17 protein-coding genes are annotated in these 17,457 nt (G+C 65.1%); 13 read left to right on the top strand and 4 right to left on the bottom strand.

Annotation, left to right across the window (positions count from 1 at the left end; genetic code table 11):
- Window positions 1-115 precede the first annotated feature (115 nt).
- Window positions 116-1,579 carry a deoxyribodipyrimidine photo-lyase gene (locus LK539_RS14320; protein WP_227802086.1) on the bottom strand — a complete coding sequence of 488 codons (1,464 nt, stop codon included), beginning with the start codon at window positions 1,577-1,579 and terminating at the stop codon, window positions 116-118.
- A 288-nt stretch (window positions 1,580-1,867) separates the two neighbouring features.
- Here LK539_RS14320 and LK539_RS14315 point away from each other — a divergent pair, with 288 nt between their 5' ends.
- The 6 genes from LK539_RS14315 to LK539_RS14290 all read left to right on the top strand — a co-directional run bounded on the left by LK539_RS14315 (window position 1,868) and on the right by LK539_RS14290 (window position 6,583).
- Window positions 1,868-2,482 carry a YqgE/AlgH family protein gene (locus LK539_RS14315; RefSeq protein ID WP_227801661.1) on the top strand — a complete coding sequence of 205 codons (615 nt, stop codon included), beginning with the start codon at window positions 1,868-1,870 and terminating at the stop codon, window positions 2,480-2,482.
- A 128-nt stretch (window positions 2,483-2,610) separates the two neighbouring features.
- The gene (gene ruvX, locus LK539_RS14310) at window positions 2,611-3,003 is read left to right on the top strand and encodes a Holliday junction resolvase RuvX (protein WP_227801659.1); all 393 of its coding nucleotides are present in this window, start codon (window positions 2,611-2,613) and stop codon (window positions 3,001-3,003) included.
- Window positions 2,990-3,526, top strand: coding sequence for a bifunctional pyr operon transcriptional regulator/uracil phosphoribosyltransferase PyrR (pyrR, locus tag LK539_RS14305; RefSeq protein ID WP_227801658.1), 537 nt, complete (start codon window positions 2,990-2,992; stop codon window positions 3,524-3,526). The genes ruvX and pyrR overlap by 14 nt, the downstream gene beginning before the upstream one ends.
- The gene (locus tag LK539_RS14300) at window positions 3,510-4,487 is read left to right on the top strand and encodes an aspartate carbamoyltransferase catalytic subunit (protein ID WP_227801657.1); all 978 of its coding nucleotides are present in this window, start codon (window positions 3,510-3,512) and stop codon (window positions 4,485-4,487) included. Before pyrR ends, LK539_RS14300 begins: the two co-directional genes overlap by 17 nt.
- 11 nt (window positions 4,488-4,498) lie before the next feature.
- Complete coding sequence (locus LK539_RS14295; RefSeq protein ID WP_227801655.1) at window positions 4,499-5,779, top strand: dihydroorotase; 1,281 nt, start codon at window positions 4,499-4,501, stop codon at window positions 5,777-5,779.
- Window positions 5,780-5,818: 39 nt separating this feature from the next.
- Complete coding sequence (locus LK539_RS14290) at window positions 5,819-6,583, top strand: 1-acyl-sn-glycerol-3-phosphate acyltransferase (protein WP_227801654.1); 765 nt, start codon at window positions 5,819-5,821, stop codon at window positions 6,581-6,583.
- 12 nt (window positions 6,584-6,595) lie between these two features.
- Here the strand turns inward: LK539_RS14290 and LK539_RS14285 are convergent, their stop codons facing one another.
- Complete coding sequence (locus LK539_RS14285) at window positions 6,596-7,174, bottom strand: DUF6624 domain-containing protein (RefSeq protein ID WP_227801653.1); 579 nt, start codon at window positions 7,172-7,174, stop codon at window positions 6,596-6,598.
- A 196-nt stretch (window positions 7,175-7,370) separates the two neighbouring features.
- Between LK539_RS14285 and ilvD the strand changes: the two genes are divergently transcribed.
- Window positions 7,371-9,233 (top strand): dihydroxy-acid dehydratase, encoded by a 1,863-nt coding sequence (gene ilvD / locus LK539_RS14280; RefSeq protein ID WP_227801651.1) that lies wholly within the window; start codon window positions 7,371-7,373, stop codon window positions 9,231-9,233.
- Window positions 9,234-9,395: 162 nt separating this feature from the next.
- Here ilvD and LK539_RS14275 read toward each other — a convergent pair whose 3' ends face one another.
- Entirely contained in the window at window positions 9,396-10,253 is an 858-nt protein-coding gene (locus LK539_RS14275; RefSeq protein WP_227801649.1) for a symmetrical bis(5'-nucleosyl)-tetraphosphatase, read from the bottom strand.
- Window positions 10,254-10,543: 290 nt separating this feature from the next.
- On the opposite strand from LK539_RS14275, the gene LK539_RS14270 reads away from it, so the two are divergent.
- The 6 genes from LK539_RS14270 to LK539_RS14245 all read left to right on the top strand — a co-directional run bounded on the left by LK539_RS14270 (window position 10,544) and on the right by LK539_RS14245 (window position 16,514).
- Window positions 10,544-11,644 (top strand): glycosyltransferase family 4 protein, encoded by a 1,101-nt coding sequence (locus tag LK539_RS14270; RefSeq protein ID WP_227801647.1) that lies wholly within the window; start codon window positions 10,544-10,546, stop codon window positions 11,642-11,644.
- A 93-nt stretch (window positions 11,645-11,737) separates the two neighbouring features.
- Window positions 11,738-12,070: an H-NS family nucleoid-associated regulatory protein gene (locus tag LK539_RS14265; RefSeq protein ID WP_227802085.1), complete on the top strand. Its 333-nt coding sequence runs from the start codon at window positions 11,738-11,740 to the stop codon at window positions 12,068-12,070.
- Between the two features lie 200 nt (window positions 12,071-12,270).
- Window positions 12,271-13,653 carry a phosphomannomutase/phosphoglucomutase gene (locus tag LK539_RS14260; RefSeq protein ID WP_227801645.1) on the top strand — a complete coding sequence of 461 codons (1,383 nt, stop codon included), beginning with the start codon at window positions 12,271-12,273 and terminating at the stop codon, window positions 13,651-13,653.
- Window positions 13,654-13,669: 16 nt separating this feature from the next.
- Window positions 13,670-14,650, top strand: a complete 981-nt coding sequence (gene waaC, locus LK539_RS14255; RefSeq protein ID WP_227801643.1) for a lipopolysaccharide heptosyltransferase I — start codon at window positions 13,670-13,672, stop codon at window positions 14,648-14,650.
- Between the two features lie 8 nt (window positions 14,651-14,658).
- Window positions 14,659-15,915: a lipid IV(A) 3-deoxy-D-manno-octulosonic acid transferase gene (waaA, locus tag LK539_RS14250; protein ID WP_227802084.1), complete on the top strand. Its 1,257-nt coding sequence runs from the start codon at window positions 14,659-14,661 to the stop codon at window positions 15,913-15,915.
- Window positions 15,916-15,965: 50 nt separating this feature from the next.
- On the top strand, window positions 15,966-16,514 hold the full coding sequence (locus LK539_RS14245) for a YcxB family protein (protein ID WP_227801642.1): 549 nt from the start codon (window positions 15,966-15,968) through the stop codon (window positions 16,512-16,514).
- 158 nt (window positions 16,515-16,672) lie between these two features.
- On the opposite strand, the gene LK539_RS14240 is transcribed toward LK539_RS14245, so the two are convergent.
- On the bottom strand, window positions 16,673-17,457 hold a 785-nt coding region (locus LK539_RS14240; RefSeq protein WP_227801641.1), incomplete at its 5' end, for a M48 family metallopeptidase.

The raw sequence follows: 17,457 nt of genomic DNA, 5'->3' as shown, positions 1-17,457 counted from the left end.
CAGGTCTCCTGCCCACGCGGTCAAATCACGGTGATGCGACCTGTGCGTTTTTTCTATTGCAGGCTGACCGCGTGGGGTGAGTCGTGCCAGTGGCACGACTCACGAGCCGCCCACCCTACGAAAATTGGCTGCTGGTCTTTTTCACGACAGCGAACCGTTCCAGCGTGCGCTTCCTGGCTGCGTCATGATCGACCACGGGCAGGGGATAATCCCTCCCCAGCACCACGCCTTTCTCCGCCAGCACGTCGGTATCGACCAGCCACGGCGCATGAATCTCCTTCGCGCCGAGCCTCTCCAGCGCCGGCACCCATGCCCGGATGAACTCCCCCTGCGCATCGAAACGCTGCGACTGCGCCACCGGATTGAAGATCCTGAACCACGGCTGCGCGTCGCAACCGGTGGAGGCGGCCCACTGCCAGCCGCCGTTGTTCGAGGCCAGGTCGTAATCGTTCAGCTTGAGCGCAAAGTAGCGCTCTCCGCGCCGCCAGTCGATCCCCAGGTCCTTGGTGAGAAAACTCGCGGTCACCATGCGCAGCCGGTTGTGCATGAAGCCCGTGCGGTTGAGCTGCGCCATGGCTGCATCCACCAGCGGATAGCCGGTGCGGCCCTCGCACCAGGCTGTAAACAATTCATCGTCCTGCTCCCACGCGATCGCATCGAAGGCCGGCTTGAACGAGCGCGTCACCACCTGCGGGTTGCGCGCCAGGATCATCGAATAGAAATCGCGCCAGATGAGTTCCGACAGCCAGACGGTAGCGCCGGATCCGCCGGCGCCGTTCTCGATCATCTGGCGCGCCGTGCGCACCAGGTGGCGGATCGAGGTGGTGCCGAAGCGCAGGTGGGCCGACAGGCGCGAGGTGCCGTCCTCCGCGGGGAAATCCCGGGCCTGGCCATAGTCCGCAATGTGCGACACGAAACGCTCGAACAGTTCCTCCGCGCCTTCCATCCCGGCCGGCAGCGGCGGCTCGCCCGGCTCGAAGCCGATCTCCGCCAGCGAGGGCAGCGATGTACGCAACCCCGACGGCCCCGGCGGCGGTGCGAAGGCATGGGCGTAGGGATCGACCGGATAGGCGGCCAGCGCCTCCGGCATCGCCGCCAGGCGCTTGAGCCAGGCGTTCTTGTAGGGCGTAAACACCGAGAACGGCCCTCCCGCCAGCGTCCGCACCTCGTCCTGCTCGAAGATGACCTGGTCCTTCAGACTCAGAAATTTCCGACCGTCATTGGATAAACGCTCCGCCATTTGTGCGTCACGTTCCACCGCGTCGGGTTCATAATCGGCACATACCAACACCGCGTCGACAGCCAGTTCGGTGGCGAGCGCCGGGATCACTTCAAGAGGGCGGCCCTGCCGCACAATCAGATAAGCGCCGAGCCGACGAAGTTCGGCGTCGAGGCTGGCCAGGCTGGCGTGAATGAACCGCACACGGCGGTCGTCGCGCGGCAGCGGGTCCAGAATGTCGCTGTCATACACAAAAACGCAGTACACACGGTTGGACGACGTCAATGCCCGGTGCAGGGCTGCATGGTCGAATGCCCGCAGGTCGCGCCGGAACCAGACCAAAGAATTGCTCATTTTCATCATCGTGTGCAGGGTCAAAGTGGCGGCCGATTTTACTGGGTAGGATTCTTCCTAACGAAACCTGATCGCAGCATGGCGGGACAGAGACGGGACGCCGCCCGCAGCCCCAACCAGAGCATATCGGGGCGCTTCCAGAGGTCCGGGTGCGATTCGGTGTAAACTATCGAAAAGCGTAATGTTGTTTTGTGGCTACTTCGATGTTTCAAACGGTTATTAACCAGAGTGAGCCCATGTGAGAGCAAGCGTATGAAAAAAAGCAAAGTTGGCAGCACTCTACCGATGCCCGGCATGCCACCGGAAAACGACGAAACGCTCGGTAAGATCGGCCCGGCTTCTTCCGGCCTGAACCTTGCCAACCATTTCCTGATCGCGATGCCCTCGATCCAGGACCCGATCTTCGGCGGCACCGTCGTCTACATCTGCGAGCACAACGAAAAGGGCGTGCTCGGGGTGGTGATCAACAAGCCTACCGACATGACGATGGAAGTCCTGTTCGACCGCGTCGACCTGAAACTGGCACCGGGGCTGCGTTCCTCGGTGGTGGACCAGCCGATCATGTTCGGCGGCCCGGTCCAGGACGACCGCGGCTTCGTCCTGCATTCGCCGGGCGGACGCTACTCGTCCTCGCTGACCGTCACCGACGACGTCGCCTTCACCACCTCGATCGACGTGCTGGAAGCCGTCGCCAGCGGCGCCGGCCCGCACCGCATGCTGGTGTCGATCGGCTACGCCGGCTGGAGCCCGGGACAGCTGGAGGAAGAAATCTCGCGCAACGGCTGGCTGACCGTGGGCGCCGATGCGAAAGTCCTGTTCGACCTGCCGATCGACGAACGCTATACCGCCGCCATCAAACTGCTGGGGATCGACCCACTTATGCTCGCGACCGAAGCCGGCCATGCATAAGCGGCATCCCGAACAACCTACTACGCGTCGCAGGCGCGGCCTGCGATGCTCGCCGTACTCAAGTACGGCTGCGCTTCTCGACCACGCCTGCTTCCGCTCGCTACGGTTCTTCGGGATGCCGTTCTGAAATGACGGAGATTGTTTTTGGTTTTGATTTCGGGGTGAAGCGCATTGGCATTGCCATGGGCAACACCCTGACTGGACAAGCCCAAGCGTTGACCGTCATCAAGGCGGTCGACAACGCCACCCGTTTCCAGGTCATCGGCGACCTGATCAATGAATGGAAGCCGGCCCGCCTCATCGTGGGCGAGCCGCGCCATCCCGACGGCGCCGAGCACGACATGACGCTGCGCAGCCGGCGCTTCGCCAACCAGCTTCACGGCCGCTTCAGCCTGCCCGTCGAACTCGTCGACGAGCGCTACTCTTCCGCCGTCATCCCGCAAAAGCGCGGCGAGATCATCGACGCCAAGGCGGCCGCCATCATTTTGCAACAATACTTTGACTCCCATGCCAACTTCTAATCAAGAGTACGACGCGGAGGCGCTGTACCGCGAGCTGCTGGGCCAGGTCCGTGCGGGGCTGGACGGCGTGCCGGATGCCGCCATCGTCGGCATCCACTCGGGCGGCGCCTGGCTGGCCGAACGCCTGGCGAAAGACCTCGACCTGACCAGCCGCTTCGGCACCATCGACGTCTCGTTCTACCGCGACGACTACGCCAAAAAGGGCCTGCATCCGGACGTGAAGCCGACCCACATCCGCTTCGCGGTCGACGGCGCCACCATCGTGCTGGTGGACGACGTGCTCCAGACCGGCCGCACCGTGCGTGCCGCGATCAACGTGCTGTTCGATTATGGCCGTCCGAGCTGCATCCGCCTGGCGGCCCTGGCCGACCGCGGCGGACGCGAACTGCCGGTGGCGCCCGACTATGTCGGCACCCGCGCCGAACTGGCGCCGCACCAGTCGCTGTGCCTACAGCGTGGCGACGCCGGCCAACTCTCGCTGACCATTGAAGAAGACCAGTCCGACAATGCCGAAACTGTTTAACAACCCGCAACTGAACAAGAACGGCGAGCTGCAGCACCTGCTCACCATCGAGGGCCTGCCCAAGTCGGTCATCAACCACATCCTCGATACCGCGTCGAGCTTCGTGGGCATCTCGGACCGCGAAGTCAAGAAGGTGCCGCTCATGCGCGGCAAGAGCGTGTTCAACCTGTTCTTCGAAAACAGCACGCGCACCCGCACCACCTTCGAGATCGCGGCCAAGCGCCTGTCGGCCGACGTCATCAACCTGAACATCCAGGCCTCATCGGCCAGCAAGGGCGAGTCGCTGCTGGACACTATCGACAACCTGTCGGCCATGCACGCCGACATGTTCGTGGTGCGCCATTCGCAGTCGGGCGCGCCCTACCTGATCGCCAAGCACCTGATCGAGACGAACCAGTCGCACGTGCACGTGGTGAACGCCGGCGATGGCCGCCACGCGCACCCGACCCAGGGCCTGCTCGACATGTACACGATCCGCCACTACAAGAAGGACTTCACCAACCTGCGGGTGGCGATCGTCGGCGACATCCTGCACAGCCGCGTGGCCCGTTCGGACATCCATGCACTGACCACCCTCGGGGTGCCGGAAGTGCGCGCGATCGGCCCGCACACCCTGCTGCCGGGCGGCCTGGCCGAGATGGGCGTGCGCACCTTTACCAACATGGACGAGGGCCTGAAGGACGTCGACGTCATCATCATGCTGCGCCTGCAGAACGAACGCATGAGCGGCGCGCTGCTGCCCTCGGCGCAGGAATACTTCAAGAGCTACGGCCTGACCCCGGAACGCCTGGCGCTGGCCAAGCCGGACGCGATCGTGATGCACCCGGGTCCGATGAACCGCGGCGTCGAGATCGACTCGGCGGTAGCCGACGGCAGCCAGGCGGTGATCCTGCCGCAGGTGACCTTCGGCATTGCGGTGCGCATGGCAGTGATGAGCATTTTGGCGGGAGGTAGGGCTTGAAAATCGCACGGATGAAACTTCATATTAAAAACGGGCGAGTGATTGACCCGGCGAACGGCGTCGACCTCGTACAAGACCTGTTTATTGCCGACGGCGTGATTGCCGCCCTCGGCAGCGCGCCCGAGGGCTTCACGGCCGACCAGACCATCGACGCGAGCGGCCTGGTGGTCGCTCCCGGCCTGGTCGACCTGTCCGCGCGGCTGCGCGAGCCGGGCTACGAATACAAGGCGACGCTGGAATCGGAAATGCAGGCGGCGATGCAGGGCGGCGTGACCACCCTGGTGTGCCCGCCGGACACCGACCCGGTACTGGACGAACCGGGCCTGGTCGAGATGCTCAAGCACCGCGCCCGCATCCTGGACAAGGCCAGCGTGCACCCGCTGGGCGCGCTGACCATGGGCCTGAAGGGCCAGTCGCTGACCGAGATGGCCGAGCTGACCGAAGCCGGCTGCATCGGCTTTGCGCAGGCCGAGGAACCGGTGCTGGACACCACCGTGCTGCTGCGCGCCATGCAGTACGCGAAAACCTTCGGCTACACCGTGTGGCTGCGTCCGCAGGACCCGCACATCGGCCGCGGCGGCGTGGCCCACAGCGGCCCGCTGGCTTCGCGCCTGGGCCTGTCGGGCGTGCCGGTGATGTCCGAAACCATCGCGCTGCACACCATTTTCGAGCTGATGCGCGCCACCGGCGCCCGTGTACACCTGTGCCGCATGTCCTCCGCAGCCGGCCTGGCGCTGGTCGCCGCCGCCAAGAAGGAAGGCCTGGCGGTCAGCTGCGACGTCGGCGCGCACCACCTGCACATGACCGATGCCGACATCGGCTTCTTCGACCCGAACGCGCGCTTCAACCCGCCGCTGCGCGGCCAGCGCGACCGCGATGCGATCCGCAACGCCCTGCTGGACGGCACCGTGGACGCGATCTGCTCGGACCATACCCCGGTGGACGACGACGAAAAGCTGCTGCCCTTCGCCGAGGCGACCCCGGGCGCGACCGGCCTGGAGCTGCTGCTGTCGCTGAGCCTGAAGTGGGCCGAGGAGCAGCGCGGCGCCGAGGCCCTGGCGCAGGCACTGGCCAAGGTCACCGTCGAGCCGGCGCGCATTGCCGGCCTGCCTGCCGGCACGCTGTCGGTAGGCGGCACGGCCGACGTGGTCGTGTTCGATCCGGATGCGCGCTGGAAGGTCGAGCGCAAGGCGCTGGCCAGCCAGGGCAAGCACACCCCCTTCCTCGGCTACGAGCTGGCAGGGCAGGTGCGCGCGACGGTCGTGCGCGGCCGCGTGGCCTTCCAGCGCTGAGCAGGCAGGCCCCGGCGGCCTGCCCATCGTTCTCGTCCCGTGAAGATCCGCTTAGCCCTGCGCCTCGCGCGCGTCGTGGTCCACCTGGTGGCGGGCCTGGCGACCAGCGCGCTGGTGTTCCCGCTCGCATCCCACGCCATGCGCGAGCGCCTGACGCGGCGCTGGTCGAGGAAGCTCCTCGGCCTGTGCCGCGTCACGGTCGAGCAGCGGCCGGGCGCGCCCGTGCTGGACCACGCGCTGATCGTCGCCAACCACGTCTCCTGGCTCGACATCTTCGTCATCAACGCCCTGCATCCCTGCCGCTTCGTGGCCAAGGCCGAGATCCGCTCCTGGCCGGTGCTGGGCTGGCTGGCCGCCGCCGCCGGCACCGTGTTCATCGCGCGCGGCAACCGGCGCGAACTGCGCCACATCTTCAAGGGCCTGGTCACGGTGCTCGAAGGCGGCCAGCGCGTCGCCTTGTTCCCGGAAGGGACCACCGCGCAGCAGGGCGAGGTGCTGCCCTTTCACGCCAACCTGTTCGAAGCCGCCATCGACGCCAGGGTCGCGGTGCAGCCCTATGCGCTGTCCTACGTGGACGCGTCCGGCGCTTTCCACCGCTCGGTCGACTACGTCGGCGACACCACCTTCGTCGATAGCCTGTTCACGATCCTGCAGGGCGAACCCGTGCGCGCGCGCCTGCAGCCGCTGGCGCCGATCGATAGCGTCGGGGCGCACCGGCGCGAGCTGGCGCAGGCTGCCCAGGATGCGGTAGCGGCAGCCCTGGCTGGTGGAGGCAATATCAAGGCCGGCGCCTCTACCGGCTAAGGTCCCTCGCCCTCAATCGAAACCGGCCAGCGGCGGCAAGCCGATTGCCCGGCGCCGTTTGTTCAGGCTCTTGCCGTCTTCGACAGGCGCCAGCTTGCCGCTTCCAAAATCCGACTCCGTGCCGTAACGCTGCGGTTTACCTTGCCGCACCAGGGTTCGGTCCACCAGCCACGCCAGATACTCGTTCGATATCTCGCCGCGCCGATTGGCCGCCTGTATCGCGGGCAGGTATTTCAACTGGTAGGGAAGTTCGGCGTGCTGGATGATAAAGAAGGCCGACCGGGCCGCGCGCTTGTTGTCGAGTCTTCCGGGCCAGCCACAGCGGTCGATCAGCCGATCGAGTTCGGCCTGGTTCTTTTCGTCCGTCGCCAGGATGGCATTCTCGATGCGTTCTTTTTCGGCCGGGTCGACACTCGCTTTCCGATGCTCGAGTTCGAGGATCTGGATATACCGGCCACGCAAAGCCTGATCCTGGTCGAGCATGTCGGCATATTTTTTGGCGAGCGCCGTCTTGTCGCAGTCGACCGCACGTGCATTGGCCGGCAACAGGAAGCTCGAGACGGTGGCGAGGACAAGTAGGAGGATTTTCACGCAGTGGGAATTCTGTTAGGGGACCGACAAGCTAGCACATCGCGTTCGCTGGAAAGACGCGCTTTGTCACGGGGGAAGGGGGCTCTCGCCTGTGATACGGCAGTCGTATCACAGAATAATAATTCATATATTGGACATCTCACAGAGGAGGGCGCATGCTGGTGCTTTGCCCAGCAAGCAGTTCGAGGAGACCAATATGCCCACTTACCGTTCCCGCACCACCACCCAGGGCCGCAACATGGCCGGCGCCCGCGCCCTGTGGCGCGCCACCGGCATGAAGGACGGCGACTTCGAGAAGCCGATCATCGCGGTGGTGAATTCCTTCACCCAGTTCGTGCCCGGCCACGTGCACCTGAAGGACTTGGGCCAGCTGGTCGCGCGCGAGATCGAGGCGAGCGGCGGCGTGGCCAAGGAATTCAACACCATCGCGGTGGACGACGGCATCGCCATGGGCCACGGCGGCATGCTGTACTCGCTGCCTTCGCGCGACCTGATCGCCGATTCGGTCGAATACATGGTCAATGCCCACTGCGCCGACGCGATGGTGTGCATCTCGAACTGCGACAAGATCACCCCCGGCATGCTGATGGCCGCGATGCGCCTGAATATCCCGGTGGTGTTCGTCTCCGGCGGCCCGATGGAAGCGGGCAAGGTGGTCAAGGTGGTGAATAACGACCGCAAGATCATCAAGCTGGACCTGGTCGACGCCATGATCAAGGCCGGCGACAGCAGCGTGTCGGACGCCGACGTGGCGGAAATCGAGCGCTCGGCCTGCCCGACCTGCGGTTCCTGCTCGGGCATGTTCACCGCGAACTCGATGAACTGCCTGACCGAGGCCCTGGGCCTGTCGCTGCCGGGCAACGGCACCATCGTCGCCACCCACGCGGACCGCAAGGAACTGTTCCTGCGCGCCGGCCGCCTGATCGTGGACGTCGCCAAACGCCACTACGAACAGGACGATTATTCGGTGCTGCCGCGCTCGATCGCGACCAAGGCCGCCTGGGAAAACGCGATGGCGCTCGACGTCTCGATGGGCGGCTCGACCAACACCGTGCTGCACCTGCTGGCGGCGGCGCACGAAGCGGGCGTGGACTTCACCATGGCCGACATCGACCGCATCTCGCGCAAGGTGCCCTGCCTGTGCAAGGTGGCGCCGATGACCGACAAGTACCACATCGAGGACGTGCACCGCGCCGGCGGCATCGTCGCCATCCTGGGCGAACTGGCGCGCGCCGGGCTGCTGGACACCTCGCTCCCGACGGTGCACAGCGCCACGATGGGCGAGGCGATCGAGAAGTACGACATCAAGCGCAGCGACGACCGTGCCGTGCACCAGCTGTTCCGCGCGGCGCCCGGCGGGGTGCCGACCCAGGTCGCGTTCTCGCAATCCGAGCGCTTCGAAGCGAACGACCTGGACCGCTCCACGGGCTGCATCCGCGACCGCGAGCACGCCTACTCGCAGGACGGCGGGCTGGCGGTCCTGTACGGGAACATCGCCGAGAAGGGCTGCATCGTCAAGACCGCCGGCGTGGACGAGAGCATCCTCAAATTCTCCGGCAAGGCGCGCGTGTTCGAAAGCCAGGACGCGGCAGTGGAAGGCATCCTGGGCGACACCGTTCATGCAGGCGACGTCGTCATCATCCGCTACGAAGGCCCGAAGGGCGGCCCCGGCATGCAGGAAATGCTGTATCCGACCTCGTACATCAAGTCCAAGGGACTCGGCAAAGCCTGCGCGCTGTTCACGGACGGGCGCTTCTCGGGCGGCTCCTCGGGCCTGGTGATCGGCCACGCCTCGCCGGAAGCGGCCGAAGGCGGTGCGATCGGACTGGTGGAAGAGGGCGACCTGATCGACATCGACATTCCGGCCCGTACCATCAACCTGCGCGTGAGCGTCGAGGAGCTGGCGCATCGTCGCGCGAAGATGGAAGAGCGCGGCGACCAGGCCTGGCAGCCGGTGGGACGCGAGCGCTACGTGTCGCAGGCGCTGCAGGCCTACGCGGCGCTCACCACCTCGGCCGATCGCGGCGCGGTGCGCGATTTGAGCCAGCTGAAACGCTAACGCATACTCGGACCACGAATCCGTAGGGTGGGCGGCTCGTGATTCGTGCCACCGGCACGAATCACCCCACGCGTTCAACTGACGGTTGAACAACCGTGTCGGCCATTTAACTGCTGGTTGAACGCGTGGGCGGGAAACCCGCCCACCCTACAAAAGCGGCGATTATTTCTTCCCGCTGTGCTCCCGGTACTCGGGACAATCCACCTGCAGCAGCGAGCGGTCGTCCAGGCACACCGCCGTCAGCTTCCCGCCCCATACGCAGCCGCTGTCCAGCCCCACCAGGTTGGGCCGCAGCACCAGTCCCAGCGCCGACCAGTGCCCGAACACGACGGTGACGTCGGCCGTCCCGCGCCCCGGCAGGTCGAACCAGGGCACCAGGCCCGAGCCTTCCGGTCCGCTCTCGCTTTCCTTGTGCAGGAAATCCATGCTGCCATCCGGCGCGCACAGGCGCATGCGGGTGAGCGCGTTGACGATACAGCGCAGGCGCTCGATACCGGTCAGGCTGTCGTCCCACGCATTCGGCTCGTTGCCGTACATCTGGCCCAGGAAATCGATCCAGCCGTCGCCGCGCAGGACGTTTTCCACTTCGTGCGCCAGCGTCATGGTCTGCTGCGCATCCCACTGCGGCGCGACGCCGGCGTGCACCAGGAGGTGCGCATCGACGAACATCGCCAGCGGGCGCTGGCGCAGCCAGGCGATCAGTTCATCGCGGTCGGGAGCGGCGAGGATCTCGTCGAGCGTGTCGGAGCGGCTGGCGCGCTGCGCGCCGACAGCCACCGCGATCAGGTGCAGGTCGTGGTTGCCGAGCAGGGCTTCGACCCGGCCAGGGTGCGCCTCGGACAGCGCCTTCATGCGGCGCAGCGCGGTGAGCGAATCCGGACCGCGGTTGATCAGGTCGCCCACGAACAGGATGCGGGGCTCGGCATGGCCATGCTGCTGCGCGTCGTCGACGATGCGTTCGATCAGGAGTTGGGCTTCGTGGGCACAGCCCTGCAGGTCGCCGATGGCGTAAGTTCTCATGTTGTTCTTATCCCGTCCGGTGATGCGGGAGGTGTGAGGCATTTGCGGATACTAAATGATTTTGCGCGGGCGCGCAGGCTAGCGAAAGCGGCGCCGCGTCTATCGATACTGGGAATCGATGCAGCGCGAATTTGATCCAGTCGAGCGACGTCCGGCAGAATCGCATTTCGGTCCTGATCCGCTCGTCTAATCCGGTACAATGGGCCACCATTCCACGATAAGAGTGCCGTGGTTTTTTCCGCAAAGTCGATAGCGGAAACAACTCGCAGTGTGCACCGAAAGCATAATAAATGTTCTCCTTTTTCGTCAGTTTCGTATCCTGTGCGCTGCTGACCCTGCTAGTGATTAAGTATGCGAAGCGCAATGGTACGGCGCTCGACACCGATTATGGCGGCGTCCAGAAGTTCCACACGCATCTCGTTGCGCGCATCGGCGGCCTGCCGATCTATCTCGCGGTCCTGATTACTTCCGCCATTTCGGCATGGCGCGAACCTTCGCTCGCATCCTGGCTCGCGCCTTTGCTCGGATGCGCCTGCATTGCAATGGCGGGCGGTATCGTCGAAGACTATACAGGCCGTGTTTCGCCGGCGCGCCGGTTGCTGCTGACAATGCTTGCGGCGCTGCTCGCGTATTACCTGCTCGGCGCAAAACTGGTGCGCCTCGATTTGCCGTGGGGCGTGCTGCCGCTGCAGTTGAACTGGGTGGTGCTGCCGCTGACCGTGCTTGCGGTCGCGGGTATTGCGAACGCGGTGAATATCATCGACGGTTTCAATGGGCTGGCGAGCATGGTCAGCATTTGCATGCTGCTGTCGCTGGCTTATGTGGCGCTGCAGGTGGGCGACATGTTCGTGCTGGTGACGGCGCTGATCGTGGCCGGCGCAGCCGCCGGTTTCCTCATCTGGAATTATCCGGTCGGCCTGATCTTCCTCGGCGACGGCGGCGCCTACTTCATCGGCTTCATGCTGGGTGAGCTCGCGCTGCTGCTGGTAATGCGCAATCCGGGCGTGTCCACCTGGTACGCCGCGCTGCTGCTGCTCTATCCCGCATTCGAAACGATATTCTCCGCTTACCGCCGCATGTTCGTGCGCGGTAAATCACCGGCACTGCCGGATGGAATTCATCTGCATAGTTTGATATTCCGCCGCATCGTGCAATGGACGGTGGGACCGCGCGAAGCGCGCGCACTGATGAAACGGAACGCGCGCACTTCACCTTATTTATGGCTGTTTTCGCTCATGGCGGTCATTCCGGCGACGGTGTTCTGGAAAAACACCGGCGTGCTCATTTTCTTCAGCTTGTTGTTTATAATCAGTTACCTCTGGTTATATGCGCGTATTGTTCGATTTAAGTCGCCACGCTGGCTATTCCTGCACAAGAAAAAGCGGAATTAAAATATTAGTGTTAGTATGTCGCGACATTTGGTGAGTATCTCGCCCTGCTGTTTCAACCTTGAGTTATAACCTTTCACTAATGAGGGAACGATGATGGATCTGTCTAATATGTCCGTAGGCGATTTGCGCAACCTGCAGGAGCAAATCAAGCAGGAGATGAAAACGCGCGAAGCGCAGGAAGTGCAAAAGGCGCGCGAACAGATTCTGGCAATCGCACAGAGCGTTGGCGTCCCCCTCAAGGATCTGCTGGCAACCGGCGGCCGTGGCACCGCCGCGAAGGGCGGCTCGACCAAGGGCAATACCGTGGCCGTGCGTTACCGTCATCCGGACAATGCATCGCAGCAATGGACTGGCCGTGGCCGCCAGCCGAAGTGGGTCAAGGAATGGGTCGAAGGCGGCAAGTCGCTCGACAAGCTGCGCGTCTGAGCCATTCTTCCGGGCCGGTCAAGCCGGCTTGGTGAGAGCGCGCGAGCGGCCCGTCCGACTCCCCAAGGACGCCGCTTGCCGCTACAATACTCGCATTTGTCATTTCTCCAAGTAGTCACCCCCGATAACCGCCGCCGCTTTGCATCTGCCGCATCTGCCGGCTGCTTGTGCATGCCCGCGCCCCAGTATTCAAGGACATCATGGTTGCTCTCTCCAAAACGATCTTCAAGGCCTATGACATTCGCGGCGTCATCGACAAGACCCTCGACGAAGGCATCGCACGCCACATCGGCCGCGCCTTCGGCAGCGCCGCGCTGGCCAAGGGAGAGCGCAAGGTCGTCATCGGCCGCGACGGCCGCCTGTCGGGCCCGGGCCTGACGGCGGCGCTGGCCGAAGGCCTGCGCGACGCCGGCGTCGACGTGATCGACCTCGGCATGGTCGCCACCCCGATGGTCTATTTCGCCACCAACGTGCTCGACACCCGCTCGGGCATCATGGTCACCGGCAGCCACAATCCGCCGGACTACAACGGCTTCAAGATGGTGATGGCGGGCGAGGCGATCTACGGCGACGCCATCCTGGCCCTGCACGACAGCATCGCAGCATATGACGGCAAGGTCGCCGAACAGCGCGGCGGCTACTCGACCCACGATATCCGCAGCGCCTACCTCGAGCGCATCATTGGCGACGTCAAGATCGCACGCCCGATCAAGATCGCGGTCGACTGCGGCAACGGCGTGGCCGGCGCCTTTGCCCCGGATCTGTTCCGCGGCATGGGCTGCGAGGTCGTCGAACTGTTCTGCGAAGTGGACGGCCACTTCCCGAACCACCACCCGGACCCGGCGCACCCGGAAAACCTGCAGGACCTCATCAAGGCGCTGCAGGACACCGATGCCGAGATCGGCCTGGCCTTCGATGGCGACGGCGACCGCCTCGGCATCGTCACCAAGGATGGCCAGATCATCTTCCCGGACCGCCAGATGATGCTGTTCGCATCGGACGTCCTGTCGCGCAATCCAGGCGCCGAGATCCTCTACGACGTCAAGTGCACCCGCCACCTCGCTCCCTGGATCGAGAAAGCCGGCGGCCGTCCGCTGATGTGGAAGACCGGGCACTCGCTGGTCAAGGCCAAGCTGAAGGAAACCGGCGCCCCGCTGGGCGGCGAAATGAGCGGCCACATCTTCTTCAAGGACCGCTGGTACGGCTTCGACGACGGCCTGTACTCTGGCGCGCGCATGCTCGAGATCCTGACCAAGGAAGCCGATCCGTCGAAGCTGCTCAACAGCCTGCCAATCGCGTCCAGCACCCCGGAACTGCACCTGCACCTGAAGGAGGGCGAGAACTTCGCCCTGATCGACAGCCTGCGTGCCAACGCCACCTTCCCGACGTCGGAAAAAATCAACGGCATCGACGGCCTGCGCGTGGAATACCCGGACGGCTTCGGCCTGGCCCGCTCCTCGAACACCACCCCGGTCGTGGTCCTGCGCTTCGAGGGCGAGAACCCGGAAGCGCTGGCCCGTATCCAGGGCGAGTTCAAAAAGGTGATCCTGGCCGCCAAGCCGGACGCGGAACTGCCATTCTGATCGCTAGGAACCGCGCTTGAAGATCCTGCTGGTGCGCGTGTCGTCGCTGGGCGACGTGCTGCACAACCTGCCGATGGTGGCCGACATCCTGCGCCACCATCCCGGCGCCACCATCGACTGGGTGGTGGAAGAGGGCTATACCAGCCTGGTGCGCCTGAACCCGCACGTGCGCAAGATCATCCCCTGGGCCCTGCGCCGCTGGCGCAAGAGCCTCGGCAAGGCGGAGACGCGGGCCGAGATCAAGACCTTCTTCCGCAACCTGCGCGAAGAGGAATACGACCTCGTGTTCGATACCCAGGGCCTGCTCAAGACCGGCATCATCATGGGCGCCGCGCGCGTGCGCAAGGGCGGGCGCAAGGTCGGCCTGGCCAACGGCAGCGAAGGTTCGGGCTATGAGGGCATCTCGCGCATCTTCCACACCCACAGCATTCCCCTGAACCCGCGCACCCATGCGGTGGCGCGCGGCCGCATGGTGGCCGGTGCGGCGCTCGGCTATAGCGTCGACCATGCGCCCGATTTCGGCCTGCCGGCGCCGCAAGCGTCCTCACGCCCGGCCTTCCTGCCGCGCGAAGACTACGCCGTGTTCTTCCACGGGACCGCGCGCGACGCCAAGCGCTGGTCGCGCGAGAACTGGATCGCGCTAGGACAGGCGCTGGCGCCGATGCCCGTGCTGCTGCCCTGGGGCTCGCCTCAGGAGCAGGAAGAAGCCGAGGCGATGGCCGCGGGCCTGCCGAACGCGCGCGTGCTGCCGAAACTGTCGATGATGGATGCGGTGGCGCTGGCCCAGCATGCACGCCTCGCGGTCGGCGTGGATACGGGACTGACCCACATCGCCGCCGCCTTCGTGCGTCCGACGGTCGAAATCTACTGCGATTCGCCGAAGTGGAAGACCGAGGGCAACTGGTCTGATCGCATCGTCAACCTGGGCGACCTGGGTGCGCCGCCGTCCGCGAATGAAGTCATCGCCGCCGCACGGCGCCTGCTGGAGGCCGTGTGAAGCGCTGGATGTACTCGCTGGCCTGGTGGCTGGCGCTGCCGCTGGTATTCGCGCGCCTCTGGTGGCGCGGGCGCCAGGAGCCTGGCTACCGCGCCCATTGGGCCGAGCGCCTCGGCTTTCCCAGCGCCGCCCCCTCGAACCGCCTGACCCTCTGGGTGCACGCCGTCTCGGTCGGCGAAACCCGCGCTAGCGAACCGCTGGTGGAGGCGCTGCTCGCTGCCTATCCTGACTGCCGCATCCTGCTCACCCACATGACCCCGACCGGGCGCGCCACCGGCAAGTCCCTGTTCGGCCACCATGGCGAGCGCCTGGTCCAGTCCTACCTGCCGTACGACACCGGTTTCATGGTGGGCCGCTTCCTGCGCCGCTTCAATCCGCGTGTGTGCATCCTGATGGAGACCGAGGTGTGGCCGAACCTGATCGCCGGCTGCGCACGCAGCGGCGTGCCGGTGGCGCTGGTGAATGCGCGCCTGTCCGAACGCTCGCTCAGGCGCGGCCAGAAGATGGGCAGCTTGATGACGGATGCGGCGCGCGCCATCACGCTGGTCGCCGCGCAGACCGATGCCGATGCAGGCCGCATCCGTTCGCTCGGTGCGCCGCAGGTGGCCGTCACCGGCAGCATCAAGTTCGACGTGGTGCCGCCGCAGGCCGCGCTGGACAAGGGCGCCTGGCTGCGCGCGCAGATTGGCGATCGTCCCGTGTTCCTGTGCGCCAGCACGCGAGAGGGCGAGGAAGCCCTGATCCTGGACGCCTGGCAGCGTGTGGCCGACAAGCCGCGCGGTGCCTTGCTGGCGATCGTGCCGCGCCATCCACAGCGTTTCGACGAGGTCGAGAAGATGGTCGGCGCGCGTGGTTTGAGCGTGGTGCGCCGCTCGCGCCTCGAGAATGGCATCGGCGGCGCCGACGTCCTGCTGGGTGACTCGATGGGCGAGATGTTCGCCTACTACGCCGCCTGCGACTGTGCCTTCATCGGCGGCAGCCTGATGCCGCTCGGCGGCCAGAACCTGATCGAGGCCTGCGCACTCGGCAAACCGGTGCTGGTGGGCGAGCACACCTTCAACTTCGCCCAGGCGACCGAGGAGGCCGTGCTTGACGGTGCGGCCTTGCGCGTACCTGACGCCGACGCCTTGATCGCAGCCGCACTACGCCTGCTCGAAGACGGCGCCGCACGCGCCGGCATGGGCGCGCACGCCCTGGCGTTCGCGGGCCGCCACCGCGGCGCGACCCTGCGCACTGTTGAACTCCTGCGACAACTAATCGGGTAGGTTTTGTTACCATTCCGGTTCGAGCTCGGATAATAACCAGGGGATGCGCTATGTTGTCGTTTAATCACCCGAGGCCTGTCAACAGCAACAAACCCGTCGCCGCGCTGGTGCAAGAGCAGGCTGACGACAGTGTGCTGCACATGTCTGTGAGTGATGGACCGGCGGACGTACCGGTGTCATCCGCTGCGCCTGCGCTTCCCTTATCCGAACTGCATTTCTTCGTGCGCTACACCCTCGGCGAATATCTCAGCTTCATGTGGGAGCATGGTGGGTTTCTCATCCGCCGCCGCCGCATCCGTTTTCCTGCCAGCCTCTACCTTCGCCTGAAGAGCACCCTGAGCGCGGCGCTCCATTTCATCATGCTCGGGCGCGGACGCCGCACCTACGAGTTCACCATCGACCAGCACGGCATCGTGCGCACCAGCGGGGGCGTTACCCTGATCGGGTGGGAAGATGTGATCGCGGTGCGCACCTATACGCGCGGGTTCATGATGGTGCTCAAGCGGGGGACACTGCCGCTGCCGTTCCGGGCGCTGTCGGAAGCGCAGACGGGGGCGATGCGGGAGTTGGCGGCTGCACGCCGCGATTCGCTTCTGTAGGGTGGGCGGGGTAATTTCGGGCAATGCCCGGAATTACGAACGCCCACGGGTTCAACTAGCAGCAAGATCATCCGACGCGACAACGAAGCCGTTAGCGATCACCGCGTGGGCGGGAGACCCGCCCACCCTACGATTCGCGGCAAATCCAATGTATCAGGTTAATCGGTAAACAGCACCGGCATCTCGTGCGACCACTTCTTGAGCGCCAGCCGCGCCCCGTCGTAATCCGGATACACCTCGCCTACCGTCGCCCAGAAGGCCGGGCTGTGGTTCATCTCGCGCAGGTGCGCCAGTTCGTGCACCACGACATAGTCCACCAGCGACGGCGCGTAGTGGATCAGGCGCCAGTTCAGGCGAATATTCCCTTCGATCGTGCACGAGCCCCAGCGCGTGCCCGCCGAAGACAGCGAAAACGCGCGGTAGCTCACGTTCAGCTGCGGCGCGAAGAAGTCCAGGCGTTCCTTGAACAGCTTGTTGGCTTCGGCCTGGAACCACAGCTTGACGCGTTCCTTGAGCTGCCATTCCGACAGGCCCGGCACCACGCCGATCCACAATTCGCTGCTCGCCGCGTCGAACTGGCAGTGGCTGCGCTCCGCTTCTTCGAGGCGCAAGGTGATCTCGCCGCCCAGGTAGGGCAGGCGCGCGCCGTCCTTCCATTCGACCGGCGCGCGCTCCTGGTGCCGGGCGCGGCGTTCGCCGCGCTCCAATAGCTTGGTCAGGATCCAGCGCTGCTTGGCGCGGATCGCGTTGTCGATATCGAGCTGGCTGCAGCGGCGCGGCGCGGTCACGCGCAAGCCGTCGTCGTCGATCATGAAGCCGATCGAGCGGCGCGACGAGCGGCGCAGGGCGTAGTCGACGGTGTGGGCCCCGAGCACGATGCGCTTGAGGGGCGGTTCCCCGTCGGCGACCGGCGGCGCCGGGATCAGGTGGCGTGGCGCCGGAG

The organism is Massilia sp. IC2-476, from assembly GCF_020707295.1.
Taxonomy (GTDB): Bacteria; Pseudomonadota; Gammaproteobacteria; order Burkholderiales; family Burkholderiaceae_D; genus Telluria.
Note: the sequence above shows the minus strand (reverse complement) of the source record. Positions and strands in the feature narration are given on the sequence as shown.